This is a genomic window from Oleiharenicola lentus (assembly GCF_004118375.1).
In the GTDB taxonomy this organism is placed as follows: Bacteria; Verrucomicrobiota; Verrucomicrobiia; order Opitutales; family Opitutaceae; genus Lacunisphaera; species Lacunisphaera lenta.
Genome location: NZ_SDHX01000001.1, coordinates 99,146 through 115,379, shown reverse-complemented (window position 1 = coordinate 115,379; position 16,234 = coordinate 99,146). Strand labels below are relative to the sequence as shown.

Genomic DNA, 16,234 nt, shown 5'->3' with positions numbered 1-16,234 from the left:
GGTGAAATGAATGCAGTGGCTAGAAGCGGAACCCGACCCCGGCGCCGAGGCCGTAGTCCGCATCGTAGGAGCCGATGAGCGACAGTCGCTTGGAGACCGTGTAACTTACTCCCGCCTGCCAGGCGAATTCCTCGGCGGTATCATACTGGGCGTTCACCAGTAGGCTCAGCCGGCTGGTGAGGGGGATTTCACGACCGACGCTCACGCGAGCCTCGCCAGCGCTGTGGATGGAACCGGTGAGCGCGAACAGGTAGGGTAACAGGTAGGTCGCACCGGCGATGGCCCCTTCACGCACACCGCGCGAATTGGTAGCGCGATACCCGGTGAAGGCGGTCCAGCGGGAGTTAAAGTAATGAGAATAGGTGGCCTCGATCTCGTAGGTGCTACTGGGCACGCGCTCCCAGCCGAGCTCCCAGGCGAGGTTGAGGTTGTCGCGACCGCGCTGGATCGTGGCCAGGCCCTCGCTGAGGTGTGATTGCACGCTGCCGTCGATCCAAGCGTAGGTGTGCGGATGGGCATGCTCGCCGAGCATGGGGCGGTAGGCGGCACCGGTGGGCTTGAGCGATCCCGGCGCTCCCATCGCCGCCCCCGTTGCGTCCTTTGCCGACATGCCAACGCCCGCCGGGTAGCTAAACACCCGGGCCATCCCGGACATCATGTGGTAAAGCAGATGGCAGTGAAACAGCCAGTCGCGGTCCTCGTTGGCGTAGAATTCGATCACCCGGCGGCTCATCGGTGGCACGTCCACCGTGTGCTTCAGCGGCGCGAATTCGGCCGGGGCGCCGTCGGGCATGAGCAGACGGAAAAAATGCCCGTGCAGGTGCATGGGGTGGTGCATCATGGTGTCGTTGACCAGCACAACGCGCAGCACCTCGCCCTTCTTCACCGGAATGGTGCTCATTTCGTCGATCGACCGGCCGTTAATGGACCACAGGTAGCGCCACATGTCGCCGGTGAGACGGAGCGTGATCTCGCGGGTCGGCGCGGCCGGAGGCAAAGCCGTAGGCTGGGTGGCGCGAAGACGCTTGTAAGGCGGCAGCGGCCGGTCGATTTCCGACGCCAAGGCCTCGGCGTCGCTCACGGTGCCGGACTCGTCCATTTCGTTGAGCACGGCTCCGAGGGCCACCTCCATGCTGTAGGCGTTGAGCATGCCGGGGGCCGGCGCGGGGTGCTCCAAAGCACCGCTTTCCCCGAGAAACAGGGAAGCGTGTCCGGAGTTGTCCTGAGCGGTGGCCCGAACTTCCCAGGCCGCGGAAGCGGCTTCGACAGGCACTCGAACAAGGACATCGTAAGTCTCGGCCATGCCGATCAGCAGTCGCTGCTGCTGAATCGGGACGACATCAATGCCATCAGCCGCAATGATCGTGAGCGGCCCGGTCGCCGCGCTGACGTAAAAATAGGTCGCGGCGGAGGCGTTGATGATCCGAAGGCGCACCGTTTCGCCCGGACGCACGGCCAAGGACTGCCGAGGCCGCCCGTTAAGCAGAAAGGCATCATAGGCCACGTCGGAGACATCCATCGCTGGCAGCCGGGATTTCTCCCGGTCAAGGAAGTCGCCGAGGTGGCCGGCCTCCCGCGCGCCCCAGAGTGACTGTGCAGTGCCCTTGCGGATGGCATACCACTCGCTGCCCCGCAAAAGCGTGCGCATGACCTCGTCGGGGTTTTCATTGGTCCAATCCGAAAGCACCACGACCTCGTCGTAATCGATGCGGGGCAAATCTGCGCGGGCGGGGGTGCCTTCCTTGGGCTCGATGACAATGCTGCCGTAAACGCCGCGCTGTTCCTGCAGGCCGGTGTGGCTGTGATACCAATAGGTGCCGGCGTGCTTGAGCAGGAACTCGAAGGTCCGAGACTCGCCCGCCTTGATCGGCGGGGTTGTGATATTCGGGACGCCATCCTCCAGATTGGGAACGAGCAAGCCATGCCAGTGGGTGGAGGTCTCTTCCTTGGTGAGCCGGTTGCGCACATGAATGCGGGCGATTTCCCCCTCGCGGAAGCGCAGCGTCGGTCCGGGCACGGAGCCATTCAACGCAAGTGCGCGCACCGGCTTGCCTGCGGGCGACAGCACGACCTCGCTGACTTCAAGGGTGTATTCGACGATCTTGGCGTCGGGATACAGCGTGGAGGCCTTTGGCTCGGATTCGCGCTCGGACCAGGACGCCTTGAGCTTGCCGCCGCATTCGTCACAGGCGTGGGCCGCGGCAAACAATGCGAGGAAAAGGAGGGCGAAGCGGCGAAACGGCATGGTGGGCTTAGGAAGACGGATCGAAGTAGTCTTCGCCCCACACCATGAGTGCGCCGAGATGGGCCGCGCCAATCAGGATCAGGCTGGTCAGCCAGATCGCGGAACGCCGCACCCAGCGAGCCCCCGGGTTCGGCGCCTCGGACAAACGGAAAGCGAGCCACGCGGCGATACCGGCCAAAACCGTGGTGAGCACTCCCAACCAGCGATGCCATTGGAGCATCCACCGCATTGACGGACGAGGGTGCGACTCCACCGCGAACACCCAGCCGGTGGCCGTCGCGATCAGGGCTCCAGTCGCACCGATGACCATGAGCAGGGTGATGGTCCCGCCCAGACCCGGCCGGTCCCACTTCAGTCGAACCATTTCGAGGGCGGCGGCGAGCAGGAGCAGCGCGATAGGGAAATGCAGCACCAAGGGGTGCAGTCGGCCGAACAGCGTGGAAAGGTCCATTGCGATGGAATGGAAAAGACGTGGCAGACCCAGCCAGAGCGCTTGGCCCCGGCCGGTTGAATCATGCGGAGCGCGGGCTGATCAATGATGCTTGCCGCGTCCCGGGGCGGCCGGAGCCGCCGGCTTCTCGCCCTTGGCCTTGGCAGCAGAGGCGTCGTCAATCATCTTGAGGAACTTCTCGGGGTCCTTGTTGAAGTCCCTCACGCAGTCCTTGCAGCAGAGCCGCACGAGCCGGTCGGGCTTCCCTTCCTGCTTGTAGGTGTGATTGATCGGGGGCCCCATGTCGCCATCCTCGAGCTTGTCTCCGGAAACGACACAGTAATCGACGGGATAGTCCGCCGCGGTTTGAGCGGAGTCCTTGGACCGCTCCTTATCCTTTTTGTGGCCCTCATGGGCTTGGGCGGGGGTGAGCACGGTCGCGGCGGCCACGAAAGCCAAGGCGAGACCGGCGATGCTGGAGCGAAGAGCGAGACGAGTATTCATGCGTGGATGGTAGTGGTTGAGGAGAGGTGCGGGATACATACACCGCAGGCAGGAAAATCACTCAGGTATTTTGTTTTTCCGGGTAATTTCTTATCGCGCTGTTTCTCCGGAAGTTCCGTGATGCAGGCCCTCGTGCGCCCGCACTTCTATCCGATCAACTCCCGGTGGTAACGGATCCAGAACAACTCGGTAGCTGGCGTAGGCCGGCAGGCGGTGGAGACGCACAATTTGTCTGGGCGTGAAACCCTCCTGGCTGGTCCGCAATACCCGCCCGCTGGCGTCGTAAAGGGTGACATCGAGGTGTGTGTCGGTGGTATCAAGGGCGCTCAATCGTCGGATGACGTAGCCGCGCAAAGCCAGCGGGCCGTCCTTTCGCTCCAGCCAAATCTTATCGATCCGGACAACGGGAGAGTCCACGCGCTGGAGACGAACGTGGCGCAGATCGGGCGGAGCCTTGAACGGGGTAGCGCAGCCGGCAGTCAGAATTACAGCCAGGGCCGCCATCCCCAGCGCGCGGCCGTGAGTGAATCGTGGATGATCTTTCATGGCGGCAGAACGGGGCCGAGTTATCCGGGCGGTTCCTTCCAGGTCATCTGCGCGATGGTTTCGTCAAGCAGGCTGCGCGGTCGCTCGCCCCGGACGAAGCGGTCGCGGTGTCGCTGGAACGCATCGACACACATGGGGCAACACAGGGAGAATCGTTGCCCCTTGTGGTAGAGGTGGGCGAATCCCGCCGCACCTTCGGTGGACTTGCCGCAGACGGTGCAGGTTTCGCCCTTGTCATCTTCAGGAGGCATGTGGAGGAGGGCGCCGCAGCAATCAGGTCTCGGGCAGCGCCTTGGCGATGGTGAGGCACTCGTGCCCCTTCTTGTTGACGTAGTGAACCTCGACCGGTGAATCGGGGTTTCCGGGGATTTGCTTCAGGACCACCCGCATCTCGTCCTTGCACCCGGGGCAGCTCAACGTCGCCCCTTCCCGGGAGTATTCCAGCGCTTCGGCGACACTGCCGAGCAAGACCGTTCGAGAGGCATCACACTCCCGGCAGACATAGACGATCCGGTCCCCGGGGCGGAGCTGTTCAAACTGGGCTTTGGTGGTCAGCGACGCACCGACCTTCGCACGGTCGAAGTAAACGGAGAGTGCCGCCGTTCCGACAATCAACCCAAGGATCATTACGAACACCCGGGGGAGGTTCATGTTTCGGGGGGGTGGACTCGCCGCCCGTGCAGGGACACGGGCGGCCAGAACAGCCGTTGTGGCCTAAACGGTCAGGGTTTTTCTGCCGGCTTCGCGATGAAGAAGCAGGGTTCACCCTTCTCGTTCACGTAGGTCACCTCACGCACGAGCGTGGGGTTCTTGGGTGGGCCCTTGGTGACGACCTTGACCTTGGTCTTGCACGACGGGCAGGTCACGGTGGCCCCCTCCTTGCAGTGTTCCATGGCGGCAGCGGTGCTTTGGACCGTTACCTCGGTCACAGTCTGACACTGGTTGCACACGTAGGCGATCTTGTCGCCGGCCTTGAGCTTCTCAAACTGAGCCGGCTTGTTGAGCGTTTGCCAGGTTCCCGTGGGGGGGCCGGCGAGGGCCGTGGACGCGCCGGCCAGGAGACCGGCGAGGAGGAGCACTGTCAGTTTTGTTTTCATGGCGTATCCTGTTTGGGTTTCGGGTTGTCCGCTCGTGGTTGCGGGAATGAGAGGGTTCTTCACGGCGCCTGCATCTTGGCGATGTCGGCCTCGTGTTCCTTGCGCTCGATCTCGACAAATATCTCGCTGAGTTCGGCCCAGGACTTCTTCTTGGGTTTGGGACCCTTGACCCACTCGACCTGACGGCCGCGCCAAAGCGAGTAGATGGCCGGGACGATTTCAAGGGTGAGGATCGTGGAGGTGACCAGGCCGCCGATCATCGGGGCCGCGATGCGCTGGATCGCCTCCGCGCCCGCGCCATGCGCCCAGAGGGCCGGCACCAGACCGAACGTGATCATGCACACCGTCATGAGCTTCGGCCGCACGCGCTGGACGGCGCCGTAGGTGATCGCCTCGAAGAGATCGTGCTGAGTCTTCATCTTCCCCGCCTTCTGGTAGGAGTGGAAGGCCTCATCCAGGTAGATGATCATCACCGTTCCGGTCTGGGCCGCCAGACCCGACAGGGCGATGATGCCCACCCATACCGCGATGCTGAGGTTGTAACCCATCATCCACAGAAACCAAATGCTGCCGGTCATCGCGAAGGGGATGGAGAGCAGGATGATGAAGGTCTCGGGGATGCTTTTGAAGTTCATGTAAAGCAGCACGAAGATCAGCGCGAGCGTGATGGGAATCACGACCTTGAGGCGCTCCTTCACGCGCAGCATGTATTCATACTGGCCGGTCCACTCCAAGCGGTAACCCGACGGCAACAGGCCGGCCTTCTCGATCTTGTCGCGGACGACCTGTTTGGCCTCCGCCACGTAGCCGCCGATGTCACGGCCGGTCATGTCGATGTAAACCCAGCCGGTGAGGGCGCCGTTCTCATTCTTGATGAGCGGAGCTCCGCTGGTGGTCTTGATTTCAACCAGTTGCCCGAGCGGGACCTGAACAACCGGAGTTCCGGCGCGAGCGGGTGCTGGGGCGCTCATAGTCGAATCGCCGTCGCCGGCTTCCGCCATCCCGGCTTGGGCGACAGGCACGAGGACGCGCTTCAGTTTCTCCACATCGTCACGCAGTTCGCGGCTGTAGCGCACGTTGACGGTATAGCGCTCGCGTCCCTCGATGGTCTTGTCGATGGCCATGCCGCCGATGGCGGTCTCCACGAGCATGAGGACATCCTCGACGTTGAGCCCGTAGCGGGCGATGGCCGCCCGATTCGGCAGGATGTCCAGGTAAAGCCCGCCGGTGGTCCGTTCCGAGAACACACTCCGGGTGCCCGGGACCTGCCGGAGTGCGGATTCGAGGTGCTCGCCCAGCTTGCCGATCTCGGTGAGATCCGTGCCGAATATCTTCACGCCAATCGGCGTGCGCACACCGGTCGAAAGCATGTCGATGCGTGCCTTGATGGGCATCGTCCAGGCGTTGACCTGCCCGGGGATCTGGAGCGCTTCGTCCATTTCCTGGACGAGCTCGTCCTTGGTCATCGGCCGCTCCTCGGGCCACAGCCGGCGCAGGCCGGACTTCATCCAATCCGGCGCCCAGCCCGAATACCAACGCGACTGCGGCACTTTGCGCCATTCATCCTGCGGCTTCAGCTGCACGACGCTTTCAAACATCTCCAACGGCGCCGGGTCGGTCGCGGTTTCGGAGCGGCCGGCCTTGCCGTGGACCGTCAGGACCTCCGGGAACTGTTTGATCACCTTGTCCTGAATCTGCATCAGGCGGGTCGCCTCAGTGACGGACACCGTGGGCAGTGTGGTCGGCATGTAGAGGATCGTGCCTTCCTCGATGGGCGGCATGAACTCCGAGCCCAGCTTGGTGAAGACGGGGATGGACGACGCGACGGCGGCGACTGCGATGCCGATGGACAAGAGGCGGCGCGTCATCAGGGCGCTGACCCACGGATAGTAAAGCCGGTGGATGAAGCGGCTGATCGGGTGCTTGTGCTCCGGGATGACCTTCGCCCCGGTCATGAGAACGATGAGGGCGGGCCCGATGGTCACCGACAGGAAGGCGGCCCAGGCCATGGTGAAGGTCTTCGTGTAGGCGAGCGGCTTGAACAGGCGGCCCTCCTGCGCCTCCAGGGTGAAGACGGGCATGAAGCTGACCGTGATCACCAACAGGGCGAAGAAGAGGGGTTTCCCGAGCTGTTTGCAGGCTCCGATGATGATCTCCTGCCGCTGCGCGCGGGTCAGTCCGGCGGGGGCGTGCTCCAGCTTCTTGTGGACGTTCTCCACCATGACCACCGCCTCGTCGGTGATTACGCCGATGGAGATGGCGATGCCCGCCAAGGACATGATGTTGGCCGTCAGTCCCATGAAATACATCGGGATGAAGGCCAGGGCCACCGCGATGGGCAGCGTGACGATGGCGCGCACGGCGCCACCGAAATCCAGCAGGAAGACAATGATCACCAGGGCGACGATGATCGACTCCTCGACGATGGTGCGGGTGAGCGTGCTGATGGCTCGGTTGATGAGATCCGACCGGTCGTAGGTCGTCACGATCTCCACGCCGGGGGGCAGTGAGCCCTTCACCTCTTCGAGCTTCGCCTTGATGCGATCAATGACCTGGAGGACGTTCTGGCCGAAACGGACCACGACAATGCCGCCGACCGCCTCGCCCTCGCCGTTGAGGTCGCCGGCACCGCGGCGCATTTCGGGCCCGAGCTGGATGTTCTGGGCCACGTCCCGCAGCAGAACCGGATTGCCCTTGGCGTCCGCGCCGACGACGACCAAGCGGAGGTCCTCGAGCGACTTGATGTAGCCGTGTCCCCGCACCACGTAGGTGGTGCCGAATCGTTCCATTTCCCGGCCGCCCACGTCGTTGTTTGAACTGCGAACCGCGGACACGATTTTGCTGATGGGGATGTTGTAGGCCAGCAGCTTGTTCGGATCGATTTCGATCTGATATTGCTTCTGGAAGCCGCCGAATGTCGCGACCTCGGCCACGCCCTCGACGCTCTGGATCCAGTAGCGGAGGTGCCAGTCTTGGAAGGAGCGAAGCTGCGCGAGATCGTTCTTCCCTGACTTATCGACCAAAGCGTATTGGAAGCCCCAGCCCACGCCGGTCGCATCGGGCCCCAAGGTCGGGGTGACGCCGCTGGGCAGCGATCCCGAGAGGGACTGCATGTATTCCAGCACCCGGGAGCGCGCCCAGTAAATGTCCGTTCCGTCCTTGAAGACCACATAGACGAACGAATACCCGAAAAACGAATACCCGCGCACGACCCGCACCTGCGGGGCGCTGATGAGCTTCGTCACGATCGGGTATGTGATCTGATCCTCGACCAGGTTCGGGCTGCGGCCCTCCCACTGGGTGAACACGATCACCTGGACATCGGAGAGGTCCGGGATCGCGTCGAGCGGGGTGTTGCGCATGGTATAGACGCCGCCCACGAAGAGGGCGCCGACCATCATGAACACCGTGAACTTGTTGCGGGCGCTCCATTCGATGATCCGCTCGATGAGCGAATCCTTCTTGGGCGCGTGATGGGTGGTTGAATCGTTCATCGCCGTTGGGGCTGAGGCCTCAGTGGTTGTGTCCGCCCGCGCTGCCCATGCCGGAGATGGCGGCCTTGAGCTGGCTTTCGGAGTCGATCAGGAAGAGGGCGCGCGCGACGACCTTCTCGCCGTCGTTCAAGCCTGAGAGCACCTCGTAGTGGTCATCCGACCTCGCCCCGATGGTCACTTCCCGGGGTTCGAGGTGGTTGTCGTCCCTCATCACGAACGCCACGAGACGGACGCCGGTGTCGATGATCGCGTTGGCCGGCACGGTAAGAACTTCGCCGAAGGAGGCCTCGAGTTCGACGTTCGCCCACATCTGGGGCCGCAGGTCGAGCTGCGGGTTGTCGATTTCGAGCCGGACCTCGGCTCGCCGGGTCTGTGGGTCGATGTGCGGATAAAGGAAGGACACCACACTCTCGACGGAGCGGTTGCCCAGATAGGGGAAGGTCACGCGGGCCGCCAGACCCTCCTTGATCAGGGGGGCCTCGAACTCGAAGACATAGGCCCGCACCCAAAGGTGGGACAGGTCGGCGATCTCGTAGAGAGTCTCGCCCGCCATGAAGGCCCGGCCCTGCACGGCGTTTTTGGTTACGACGTGGCCGGACGCGGGCGAACGCACCAGGATCTCGTCGCGGGCCCGGCCGGACTGCTCCAGTGCAGCGATCTCCGTTTCGCCGATTTCCCACAGCGAGAGCTTCCGGCGGGCCGATTCCAGCAGTCGCCTGGCGCTTTCTGCCTGCGCGGTGTCTTCGCGGGACCGCAGTTGGGCGACGCGCTCGAAAGCCAGGAGATACTCGCTCTCGGCCTCGAAAAGTTCCGGGCTGTAAACAGTGAAGAGCGGGTCTCCCTTGGCGACCTTCTGGCCGGTGTAATTGACCTTCAGCTCGCGCACCCAACCAGCAAACCGGGGGGCGATGCGGGCGAGTTTGGTTTCGTCGTGCTCCAACGTTGCCGTCGATCGCACGGGTTGCGTGAGCGTGCGAATCGCGACCTGTTCCGTGGTCAGGCCGATCAACTGCTGCTTTTCCGGGCTGATGGAGATCGCGATCCGGCCGGGAACCGGCGCGGGGGCGGCGGCCGTCTTGTGTCCCGCGTGCGGGTCCGCCGGCGGCACTTTTTCAAGGTCCATCCCGCAGTCAGGGCACGAGCCGGGGCCGTCACTGACCACCTTCGGGTGCATGGGGCAGGTGTATTGCCCTGGCTTCGCCGCGCTGGCCTCAGGGCCGGCGGGAGTTGTGGCCACCGCGGGCTCGTCCTTGATCGGCACGAGCTTCATGTTGCAGATCGGGCAATCCCCCGGCTTGTCGCTGATATACGTCGGGTGCATCGGGCAGTGGTATTTCTGCGCCTTGGCGTGGGCACCGTGGTTTGCGTCGCCGCATCCGGCGCCGAGGAGGGCCCAGAGCAGCAGGGGGATGGTGAGAAGGATGAGTTTCGTGCGCATGGCGGTTCGGGAAGGTCAGTTGGACTCTGTGGTCTTGAGGGGGGAATTTTCTGGAGGGACTCCGGCGACGAGCAGGGCGAGTTCGGCCAGTGCGAGTTCGCGCTGGTTCTGGGCTTCGATGCCCCGCAGCTCGAAATCCAGCAGCGAGCGCGACGCCTCGACCACCTCGAGAAAGCCGGTCCGCCCCGTGATGTAGGCTGAGCGGGCGACCTCAAGCGACTGCCGGGCTTTCGGGAGGAGGTCGCGCTCGATCAGGGACTGGTTCCGCGTCGCTTCGCGGAACATGAAGGTCCGTTCCGCCAATTCGACGGCGACCATGATCTGCTCGGCTGCCAGCCGCGCCTCGCCGGCCAGCTTGGCCGATTGGGCCGAGGCAATTTCGGCGGCGATCTTATCCCGCCAGATCGGCAGGGTCACCCCGAGGGAGGGCCGGGCCATGACCGGCGAGGCCTTGATGTCGGCCTCCAGCCCGACCGTGAAATCCGGGTAACGGGAGCGATTGGCCATGGCCAACGACGCCTCGGCAGCACGCACTTCGGCCGCCATGGTGCGGAGGGCCGGGTTGCGGGCCAGGGCCATCTGCCAGAGTTGATCGGGATCAACCTCCAGCGACGTGGTCTCAAAGCGACTGGGGATCGCCGGTTCGGGATCACCACGCTGGAGGCCGAGCGCGGCTTTGTATTGGGCCAAGAGGGATTGGCGGGCATCCCCAAGGTTGGCGATTTCGGCAGCCATCTGGTCCTGCTCGATCTGCGCGCGAAGCACATCCTGGAGGGTGGCCTTGCCGACCTCGTTCTGGCGCCGGGCAATCGCCTCAAGGTCCTTCAGCAATTCCAGCGACTCGGCGTTCACCCGCAGCTTCGCTTCCAGATAGTGGAGCTGGTAGTAGGCCTTCTTGAAGCCGAATGCCACCTGCTGCACCTGCGCCTCCAGCTCGTGATACTTCACCTCCGACTCGGCGGAAGCCGCCTGCGCCGCCAAGGCGCGTTTGCGCGACCCCGGCAATTCGAGCATAAGGCCCGGCATCAACGTGGAGATCATGTCCGAGACATCGGCTTCAAAGACGAAGACGGGATCGGGCAACGACCGTTCAACGGTGATCCGCTCCACCGTCCGCGCCCATTCGTGGTAAGCCGCCCAGACGCGCGGGTGTTTCAGCACCGCGTGGCGCAGGGCGTCCGCATGGGACGACTCCGCCGTCAGCGGGGCCAGTTTGACCTCGCCGGGCTGCGCCCCGAGCTGGCTCGCGACCTCGGCGATCTGGCGGCGGGCCGTCTTCTCGACGGCCACCGGGCGGCCAACGCAGCCGGTCAGGCCGAGCATGCTGCCTAGAGCGGCGACCCCGCCCACCATCGTGAAGATGTGTTTTCGCGTCATGAGGTTTACAGGGAAGCGACTACTTCTTGCTGTGTTCGCAGGGCTCGCCTGCGGCCATGGCTTCCTTGCTCATGCCGCAGCCACCGCACCCGCCGCTGGGGGCCGCAGCCGGCTTGATGCCCGCATAACGTGCATAGTCGGCCGGGGTCAGACCCTCGACCGGGGGGTGTCCCGGAGGGAGCGCCCGCGCCGAGACCTTTCGGTCGAGTTCGACGCCACACTTGAGCATGGCCGAGCCGAAGAACGGATTCTTGGCGCCGGCTTCCTGTTGCAGCCAGCGCCCAGTGCCGATCTCCGGGGCCATCGTGCATTCAAAGATGCGGAGATTCGCGGATTGCTGGATCTTGCGGCTCCGAACCACATCGGTCACCGCCGTGCTGAACCGGACGAAGTCCTTGCGGGCGTCGGTAAGGTTGCCCCGGTTCGGCAGAGGATCGGCTGGGGTCGTGGTCAGGGTTGCCGCCAATTTCGGGTCCGCATCCTCCAGATCGTGAAGCGCGTTGCGAACGGACGTGCGCAGGGACTGATAAAGCGCGAAGTCGTCCTTCGCCAGGGCCGCACTGGCATCACTCATGGCGACAGCCAGCGATTGCAACGCAGCCGCAGAAACTTCCGTTCGCGGTGGGGCCTCCGTTCTGGTCGAAGGAGCGGCGGCAGAGCCGTGCCCGGTATGCTGGGCGAAAAGTTGAGGCGTGCTGACCAACAGCAGACTGGTGAGCGCGATGGCGGTGGCGGAGCGGAAGGGTTTCATATCCTGGCGAAGTGGGACTGCGGGAAAGGGGGGGAGTCAGACGGGACGGGATCTGGGCGCGGTAGCTGGATCAAAAATCCAGCCGCTCGGCAGTGGCGGCGGCTGGATCGGCGGTGACCGTGGGTGGCCGGTCAGGATTTCTTGGCGCAGCCTTGGCAGGCGGTGCAACCGGCAGCAGTCTCGGCGGCCGGCTTGGCGGCGGCCTGGACCTTGGTGTCGGCGTCCGCCTTGGTCCGCCAAATGCTCGGATACGAGGACGGCTTCTGGTTCTTGTTCATGCGCGCCCAGTATTCGGGGCCGGGACCGGCAAAGCTGAGGGAGGCGAGGCTGGCGAAGGCTGCGGCGGCGAGGAGGAGTTTTGTGGCTTTCATGGAGTGAGTGAGGTTGGGTTTCGTTGGTCCGTGCGGGTTGCGCGGTTGTCTGCCAGTCATACACCCCGGGGCCGGAAATCACTCAGGGCGCTTCGGAAAAATTAGCGTGAGGGATTTGGCGGGATACGGTGTATTACCCCTCGCAATTCCCATGAACACTTCCCGTGATAAGCTCTCCGAGACCCTGCAGGAATGGCGCGTTAAGCCGCCGTCCGACCCGGGGTTCCGCGCTGCCGTCTGGCGGCGCATCGGGCGGCAGGTCGAAGCCTCCTGGCCCTCCTACCTCCGCGCCCACACCGCCGCGTGGTCCGTGGCCGCGGTGCTAACCTTCGGTGTGGCCGGTTTCGCCGGCCGCGCCATTGCCCAAGCCCGCGTCCAGGCCGACCGCGAAGCCATGGTGGTCTCCTACCTGGTGGAACTGGACCCCCGCGCGCAGGCCGTGCTGAAGCCATGACCTACCTGCTGCGCACCCTCCTTTTGCTGGGGATCGCCGCGGTGGCCGCAGGATTTGCGTGCTACCACTTCAGCAGCGCTCCGGAGCTGCACGCCGCCGCCCGCAAGGGCGATGCCATGGCTTGGCTGCGGACGGACTTCAACCTCGATGAGCGCCAGTTTGCCGAGATCAAACGCTTGCATGCAGCCTATGCCCCATCCTGCGAGGAGCATTGCCGGCTGATTCAGGGAGCGATCAAGGCGCGCAATGCCCTGCGCACGACCGAGGGTGCCGATCCTGCCGCCACGGCGGAAGCGGAGCGCGCGCTCCAGACGCTACGCGCCACCTGCGAGTCGGCCATCACCATCCATGTGCAACAGGTTGCGGCGGTGATGTCGCCCGAAGACGGCCAGCGCTATCTCGCGCTCGTGCTGCCGAAGATCGCGAACTTCGATCACCAGGTCGCGCCCGATCTGAAACTCGAAGGTGGGCACCAACACTAGGCGACATGGAGTCTGAACCGGGCGCCAACCCAAGCGACGAGGAATTGATGGGCCAGCTGCAGGCGGGAGACGACGCTGCGCTGGCCCCCTTGATGCAGCGCTGGGAACTGCCGGTGAAACGCTTCATTTTCCGCTTGGTTGGGAGCACGACCGAGGCGGAGGATCTGGCCCAGGAAGTCTTTTTCCGGATCTACACCAAACGCAGCACCTATCGCCCCGGGGCGAAGTTCTCAACCTGGTGCTTTTCCATTGCGGCCAACCAGGCCAAGAACCGGCTACGCTGGTGGAAACGTCGGCCAACACTGTCGCTCAGTGCGTGGATGGACACGGGGGGTGACACCGAAGATCAGTCGGCAGCGGGTGCCCAAGCCTCTGATGAGGCCGTGAGGCATGAACGCATTGCCACCGTGCGGGCCGCCGTCGCCGCGCTGCCGCTCGACCTGCGCACGGCGCTGGTGCTCTTCGAGTATGAACAGCAGTCGATGGGCGAGATTGCCGCCGCCCTCGGCTGCACGCCGAAGGCCGTGGAGAATCGCCTCTATCGGGCTAGGCAGAAACTGCAGCAGCAACTCGCCTCGCTGCCAACCTGATCACGACCAAAGCCAGCCCGAATCGGTTGCGGCGGATTGACACCCATCCGAGAACGACATCTCATTTTACGGGCCACCGCCCCGGCCGGGCCACCGGGGCGGGTTTTTCACCGTAGGCAAGCGCAACGGATCAAACCCTCCCTATTCGTGGATCAGGTTTATCGGAATTGGAGCGATAGTATTTGCTTGGAGGTGATCGTCCCATTCTGTGCCGACATTGCTTACCTGTGGGCCTGAAAATCCACACGGGACCGCTTCTGCCGGTATTTTCGATAGAGATACAGCGCCGTGTCGCAGAGCGCACCCGCGACACCGCCCAGCAATCCGCCACCGGTCATCCAGAGCACGCTCACAATGTGCGAGTAAAGTTCGGCACCCAGCCCCACCAATATCCCAGCAACAATTCCCCACGGGATGACCTCCAGGTTCCACCGAACCGGGCGGCGGGACTTTGCGGGCGCGGAGGTGGGACGGTGGGAGCGCATCGACGCTAGGAGGCGGCTGGTTTGGGTGCCCGCAGCAGGCGCAGCGCGTTCGCGATCACCAGCAGGGTTGCTCCGGTATCCGCGAGAATGGCGAACCACAGGCTGGCATGGCCCAGCAAGGTCAGGACGAGGAACACCGCCTTCAGGGCGAGCGCGAAGGTGATGTTGAAATAGACGATGCTGAGCGTGCGGCGGCCTAAGCGGATACTGTCCGCGATCTTGCCGAGATCGTCCTGCATGAGGGCGATGTCGGCCGTCTCGATGGCGGCATCCGTTCCCGCCGCCCCCATGGCGATGCCGATGCTGGCCGTGGCCATCGCCGGTGCGTCGTTCACGCCATCGCCGACCATGCCGGCCACGCCGTGCTTCTCCCGGAGGGCCTTCACGGCCTCGACTTTCTGCTCCGGGAGCAGATCGCCGCGCGCCACATCAATGCCGACCTGCCGGGCGATGTAGTCCGCTGTCCGCTGATTGTCGCCGCTGAGCATGACGACCTCGACCACACCGGCGGCATGCAGGTCGGCCACGGCGGCCTTCGCGTTCGGCCGCAGCGTGTCGCCAACCGCGATAATGCCGAATACCTCCCCTTTGCAGCCGTCATGCGGACGGTGTCCCACAACGACCACCGACAGGCCGCGTTCCTCGACCGCGGCCAGACGGCGCTCCACGTCGTCGGAGCAAACGCCCAATTCGTGCGTGAAACGGTGGTTGCCGACGAAATAATCGTGTCCGTCCACGCGGCCCTCGGCTCCGCGCCCGCTGCGCGCCTGGTAGTTTTCCGCCCGCGGGAAGGCAATCTGCCGCTCGTGGGCATGAGCCACGACGGCCTTGGCGAGCGGGTGCGCCGAGTGGTCGTCAATGGCTGCGGCGATGCGCAGGACATCGCTCTCCGTGGCGGAGCCGACCGGCTCGACTCCCTGCACCTTGGGTTTTCCTTCGGTGATCGTGCCCGTCTTGTCCACCGCCAGCCCCTTCAGGCGACCGATGGTTTCGAGGTGGGCGCCGCCTTTGACCAGCACGCCGCGACGCGCCAGCGCCGTGAGCCCCGCGACGATGCTGACCGGCGTGGAAATCACCAGCGCACAGGGACAGGCAATGATCAGCAGCACGCAGGCCCGGTAGAGCCACACGCTCCACTCGCCACCCATCGCCAGCGGCGGGATCAGGGATATGAGCAGCGCCATCACCGTGACGGTCGGCGTGTAGTGGCGCGCAAAGACATCCACGAAGCGCTGGGTCGGGGCCTTCTGTTCCTGGGCTTCGGTGACCAGACGGATGATGCGCGCCAGCGTGGTATCGCCGGCCGCCTTGGAGACTTGGACCTCCAGCGAGCCCTCGCCATTGATCGTGCCGGCGAACACCGGATCGCCGACACGCTTGTCCACCGGGACGGATTCGCCGGTGATCGGCGCCTGGTTGACGGAAGATTCCCCGGATACGACCACGCCATCGAGCGGCACGCTCATGCCGGAGGCTACGGCGATGATCTTGCCCACACCCACTTGATCCACCGGCACCTCGACCAGACGGCCGTCGCGCATCATGCGGGCGGTCTGCGGGGCGAGTTCGAGCAAGGCCCGGGTGGCGCGCCGGGCACGCCGGTCGGCCCAGCCCTCCAGCCACTCGGCCACGCCGAACAAAAACACCACGGCGGAGGCCTCGACCCATTCGCCGATGATCGAGGCGCCGATGGCGGCAATCACCACGAGCAGATTGATGTCCGGACGGAATTTACGGACTGCGGCCCAAGCCTTGGGCACGAGGAACCAGCCCCCGGACGCGATGGCACCGAAGGCCAGTGCCGCGGTCACGTTCTTCGAGCCGAAAACGGTCAAGTGCGCCAGCAAGGCCGCGCCGACCAGCCCGCCCGAAACGACAAGGCTGATTGTTTCCCGCCGGTCGGCCTCATCGCCGTGTCCGTGGCTGCATGAGTCGTCATGGGAATCCGGGTGTTGTTCTTGGCTCATGGT

At 64.4% G+C, this 16,234-nt stretch carries 16 protein-coding genes; 3 read left to right on the top strand and 13 right to left on the bottom strand.

The features are described from left to right. Nucleotides 1–19: 19 nt before the first annotated feature. From ESB00_RS00500 to ESB00_RS00445, 12 genes are all read right to left on the bottom strand, one after another. On the bottom strand, nucleotides 20–2,245 hold the full coding sequence (locus ESB00_RS00500) for a multicopper oxidase family protein (protein WP_129045777.1): 2,226 nt from the start codon (nucleotides 2,243–2,245) through the stop codon (nucleotides 20–22). Nucleotides 2,246–2,252: 7 nt separating this feature from the next. Continuing rightward, nucleotides 2,253–2,696, bottom strand: a complete 444-nt coding sequence (locus ESB00_RS00495; RefSeq protein WP_129045776.1) for a DUF2231 domain-containing protein — start codon at nucleotides 2,694–2,696, stop codon at nucleotides 2,253–2,255. An 81-nt stretch (nucleotides 2,697–2,777) separates the two neighbouring features. After that, on the bottom strand, nucleotides 2,778–3,179 hold the full coding sequence (locus ESB00_RS00490) for a hypothetical protein (RefSeq protein ID WP_179954366.1): 402 nt from the start codon (nucleotides 3,177–3,179) through the stop codon (nucleotides 2,778–2,780). 90 nt (nucleotides 3,180–3,269) lie between these two features. Continuing rightward, nucleotides 3,270–3,725 carry a hypothetical protein gene (locus ESB00_RS00485; protein WP_129045775.1) on the bottom strand — a complete coding sequence of 152 codons (456 nt, stop codon included), beginning with the start codon at nucleotides 3,723–3,725 and terminating at the stop codon, nucleotides 3,270–3,272. 20 nt (nucleotides 3,726–3,745) lie between these two features. Further along, complete coding sequence (locus tag ESB00_RS00480) at nucleotides 3,746–3,976, bottom strand: hypothetical protein (RefSeq protein ID WP_129045774.1); 231 nt, start codon at nucleotides 3,974–3,976, stop codon at nucleotides 3,746–3,748. 22 nt (nucleotides 3,977–3,998) lie between these two features. Next, on the bottom strand, nucleotides 3,999–4,376 hold the full coding sequence (locus ESB00_RS00475) for a hypothetical protein (RefSeq protein ID WP_129045773.1): 378 nt from the start codon (nucleotides 4,374–4,376) through the stop codon (nucleotides 3,999–4,001). A gap of 71 nt (nucleotides 4,377–4,447) precedes the next feature. Next, nucleotides 4,448–4,822 (bottom strand): hypothetical protein, encoded by a 375-nt coding sequence (locus tag ESB00_RS00470; protein WP_129045772.1) that lies wholly within the window; start codon nucleotides 4,820–4,822, stop codon nucleotides 4,448–4,450. A 59-nt stretch (nucleotides 4,823–4,881) separates the two neighbouring features. Next, the gene (locus ESB00_RS00465) at nucleotides 4,882–8,316 is read right to left on the bottom strand and encodes an efflux RND transporter permease subunit (protein ID WP_129045771.1); all 3,435 of its coding nucleotides are present in this window, start codon (nucleotides 8,314–8,316) and stop codon (nucleotides 4,882–4,884) included. A gap of 19 nt (nucleotides 8,317–8,335) precedes the next feature. Continuing rightward, nucleotides 8,336–9,754: an efflux RND transporter periplasmic adaptor subunit gene (locus ESB00_RS00460; protein ID WP_129045770.1), complete on the bottom strand. Its 1,419-nt coding sequence runs from the start codon at nucleotides 9,752–9,754 to the stop codon at nucleotides 8,336–8,338. 15 nt (nucleotides 9,755–9,769) lie between these two features. Further along, on the bottom strand, nucleotides 9,770–11,131 hold the full coding sequence (locus tag ESB00_RS00455) for a TolC family protein (protein WP_129045769.1): 1,362 nt from the start codon (nucleotides 11,129–11,131) through the stop codon (nucleotides 9,770–9,772). Nucleotides 11,132–11,150: 19 nt separating this feature from the next. Then, complete coding sequence (locus tag ESB00_RS00450) at nucleotides 11,151–11,882, bottom strand: DUF3347 domain-containing protein (RefSeq protein WP_129045768.1); 732 nt, start codon at nucleotides 11,880–11,882, stop codon at nucleotides 11,151–11,153. A 131-nt stretch (nucleotides 11,883–12,013) separates the two neighbouring features. Further along, nucleotides 12,014–12,253, bottom strand: coding sequence for a hypothetical protein (locus ESB00_RS00445; RefSeq protein WP_129045767.1), 240 nt, complete (start codon nucleotides 12,251–12,253; stop codon nucleotides 12,014–12,016). A gap of 151 nt (nucleotides 12,254–12,404) precedes the next feature. Between ESB00_RS00445 and ESB00_RS00440 the strand changes: the two genes are divergently transcribed. From ESB00_RS00440 to ESB00_RS00430, 3 genes are read left to right on the top strand one after another with little or no spacing between them, the layout of a single operon-like run. Beyond that, the gene (locus ESB00_RS00440; RefSeq protein ID WP_129045766.1) at nucleotides 12,405–12,707 is read left to right on the top strand and encodes a hypothetical protein; all 303 of its coding nucleotides are present in this window, start codon (nucleotides 12,405–12,407) and stop codon (nucleotides 12,705–12,707) included. Then, a complete protein-coding gene (locus ESB00_RS00435; RefSeq protein ID WP_129045765.1) occupies nucleotides 12,704–13,189 on the top strand; it encodes a hypothetical protein in 486 nt (161 codons plus the stop codon). The genes ESB00_RS00440 and ESB00_RS00435 overlap by 4 nt, the downstream gene beginning before the upstream one ends. Before the next feature lie 5 nt (nucleotides 13,190–13,194). Then, a complete protein-coding gene (locus tag ESB00_RS00430) occupies nucleotides 13,195–13,779 on the top strand; it encodes an RNA polymerase sigma factor (protein WP_129045764.1) in 585 nt (194 codons plus the stop codon). Between the two features lie 490 nt (nucleotides 13,780–14,269). Here the strand turns inward: ESB00_RS00430 and ESB00_RS00425 are convergent, their stop codons facing one another. Continuing rightward, nucleotides 14,270–16,231: a heavy metal translocating P-type ATPase gene (locus ESB00_RS00425; RefSeq protein ID WP_246026383.1), complete on the bottom strand. Its 1,962-nt coding sequence runs from the start codon at nucleotides 16,229–16,231 to the stop codon at nucleotides 14,270–14,272. Between the last annotated feature and the right edge of the window lie 3 nt (nucleotides 16,232–16,234).

What these genes read in the sequence shown, in the direction of transcription:
- ESB00_RS00440 (WP_129045766.1), top strand. Translation starts at nt 12,405, where the DNA reads ATGAACACTTCCCGTGATAAGCTCTCCGAGACCCTGCAGGAATGGCGC.
- ESB00_RS00460 (WP_129045770.1), bottom strand. Translation starts at nt 9,754, where the DNA reads ATGCGCACGAAACTCATCCTTCTCACCATCCCCCTGCTGCTCTGGGCC.
- ESB00_RS00465 (WP_129045771.1), bottom strand. Translation starts at nt 8,316, where the DNA reads ATGAACGATTCAACCACCCATCACGCGCCCAAGAAGGATTCGCTCATC.
- ESB00_RS00450 (WP_129045768.1), bottom strand. Translation starts at nt 11,882, where the DNA reads ATGAAACCCTTCCGCTCCGCCACCGCCATCGCGCTCACCAGTCTGCTG.
- ESB00_RS00430 (WP_129045764.1), top strand. Translation starts at nt 13,195, where the DNA reads ATGGAGTCTGAACCGGGCGCCAACCCAAGCGACGAGGAATTGATGGGC.
- ESB00_RS00475 (WP_129045773.1), bottom strand. Translation starts at nt 4,376, where the DNA reads ATGAACCTCCCCCGGGTGTTCGTAATGATCCTTGGGTTGATTGTCGGA.
- ESB00_RS00495 (WP_129045776.1), bottom strand. Translation starts at nt 2,696, where the DNA reads ATGGACCTTTCCACGCTGTTCGGCCGACTGCACCCCTTGGTGCTGCAT.
- ESB00_RS00500 (WP_129045777.1), bottom strand. Translation starts at nt 2,245, where the DNA reads ATGCCGTTTCGCCGCTTCGCCCTCCTTTTCCTCGCATTGTTTGCCGCG.
- ESB00_RS00455 (WP_129045769.1), bottom strand. Translation starts at nt 11,131, where the DNA reads ATGACGCGAAAACACATCTTCACGATGGTGGGCGGGGTCGCCGCTCTA.
- ESB00_RS00485 (WP_129045775.1), bottom strand. Translation starts at nt 3,725, where the DNA reads ATGAAAGATCATCCACGATTCACTCACGGCCGCGCGCTGGGGATGGCG.
- ESB00_RS00490 (WP_179954366.1), bottom strand. Translation starts at nt 3,179, where the DNA reads ATGAATACTCGTCTCGCTCTTCGCTCCAGCATCGCCGGTCTCGCCTTG.
- ESB00_RS00435 (WP_129045765.1), top strand. Translation starts at nt 12,704, where the DNA reads ATGACCTACCTGCTGCGCACCCTCCTTTTGCTGGGGATCGCCGCGGTG.
- ESB00_RS00445 (WP_129045767.1), bottom strand. Translation starts at nt 12,253, where the DNA reads ATGAAAGCCACAAAACTCCTCCTCGCCGCCGCAGCCTTCGCCAGCCTC.
- ESB00_RS00425 (WP_246026383.1), bottom strand. Translation starts at nt 16,231, where the DNA reads ATGAGCCAAGAACAACACCCGGATTCCCATGACGACTCATGCAGCCAC.
- ESB00_RS00470 (WP_129045772.1), bottom strand. Translation starts at nt 4,822, where the DNA reads ATGAAAACAAAACTGACAGTGCTCCTCCTCGCCGGTCTCCTGGCCGGC.
- ESB00_RS00480 (WP_129045774.1), bottom strand. Translation starts at nt 3,976, where the DNA reads ATGCCTCCTGAAGATGACAAGGGCGAAACCTGCACCGTCTGCGGCAAG.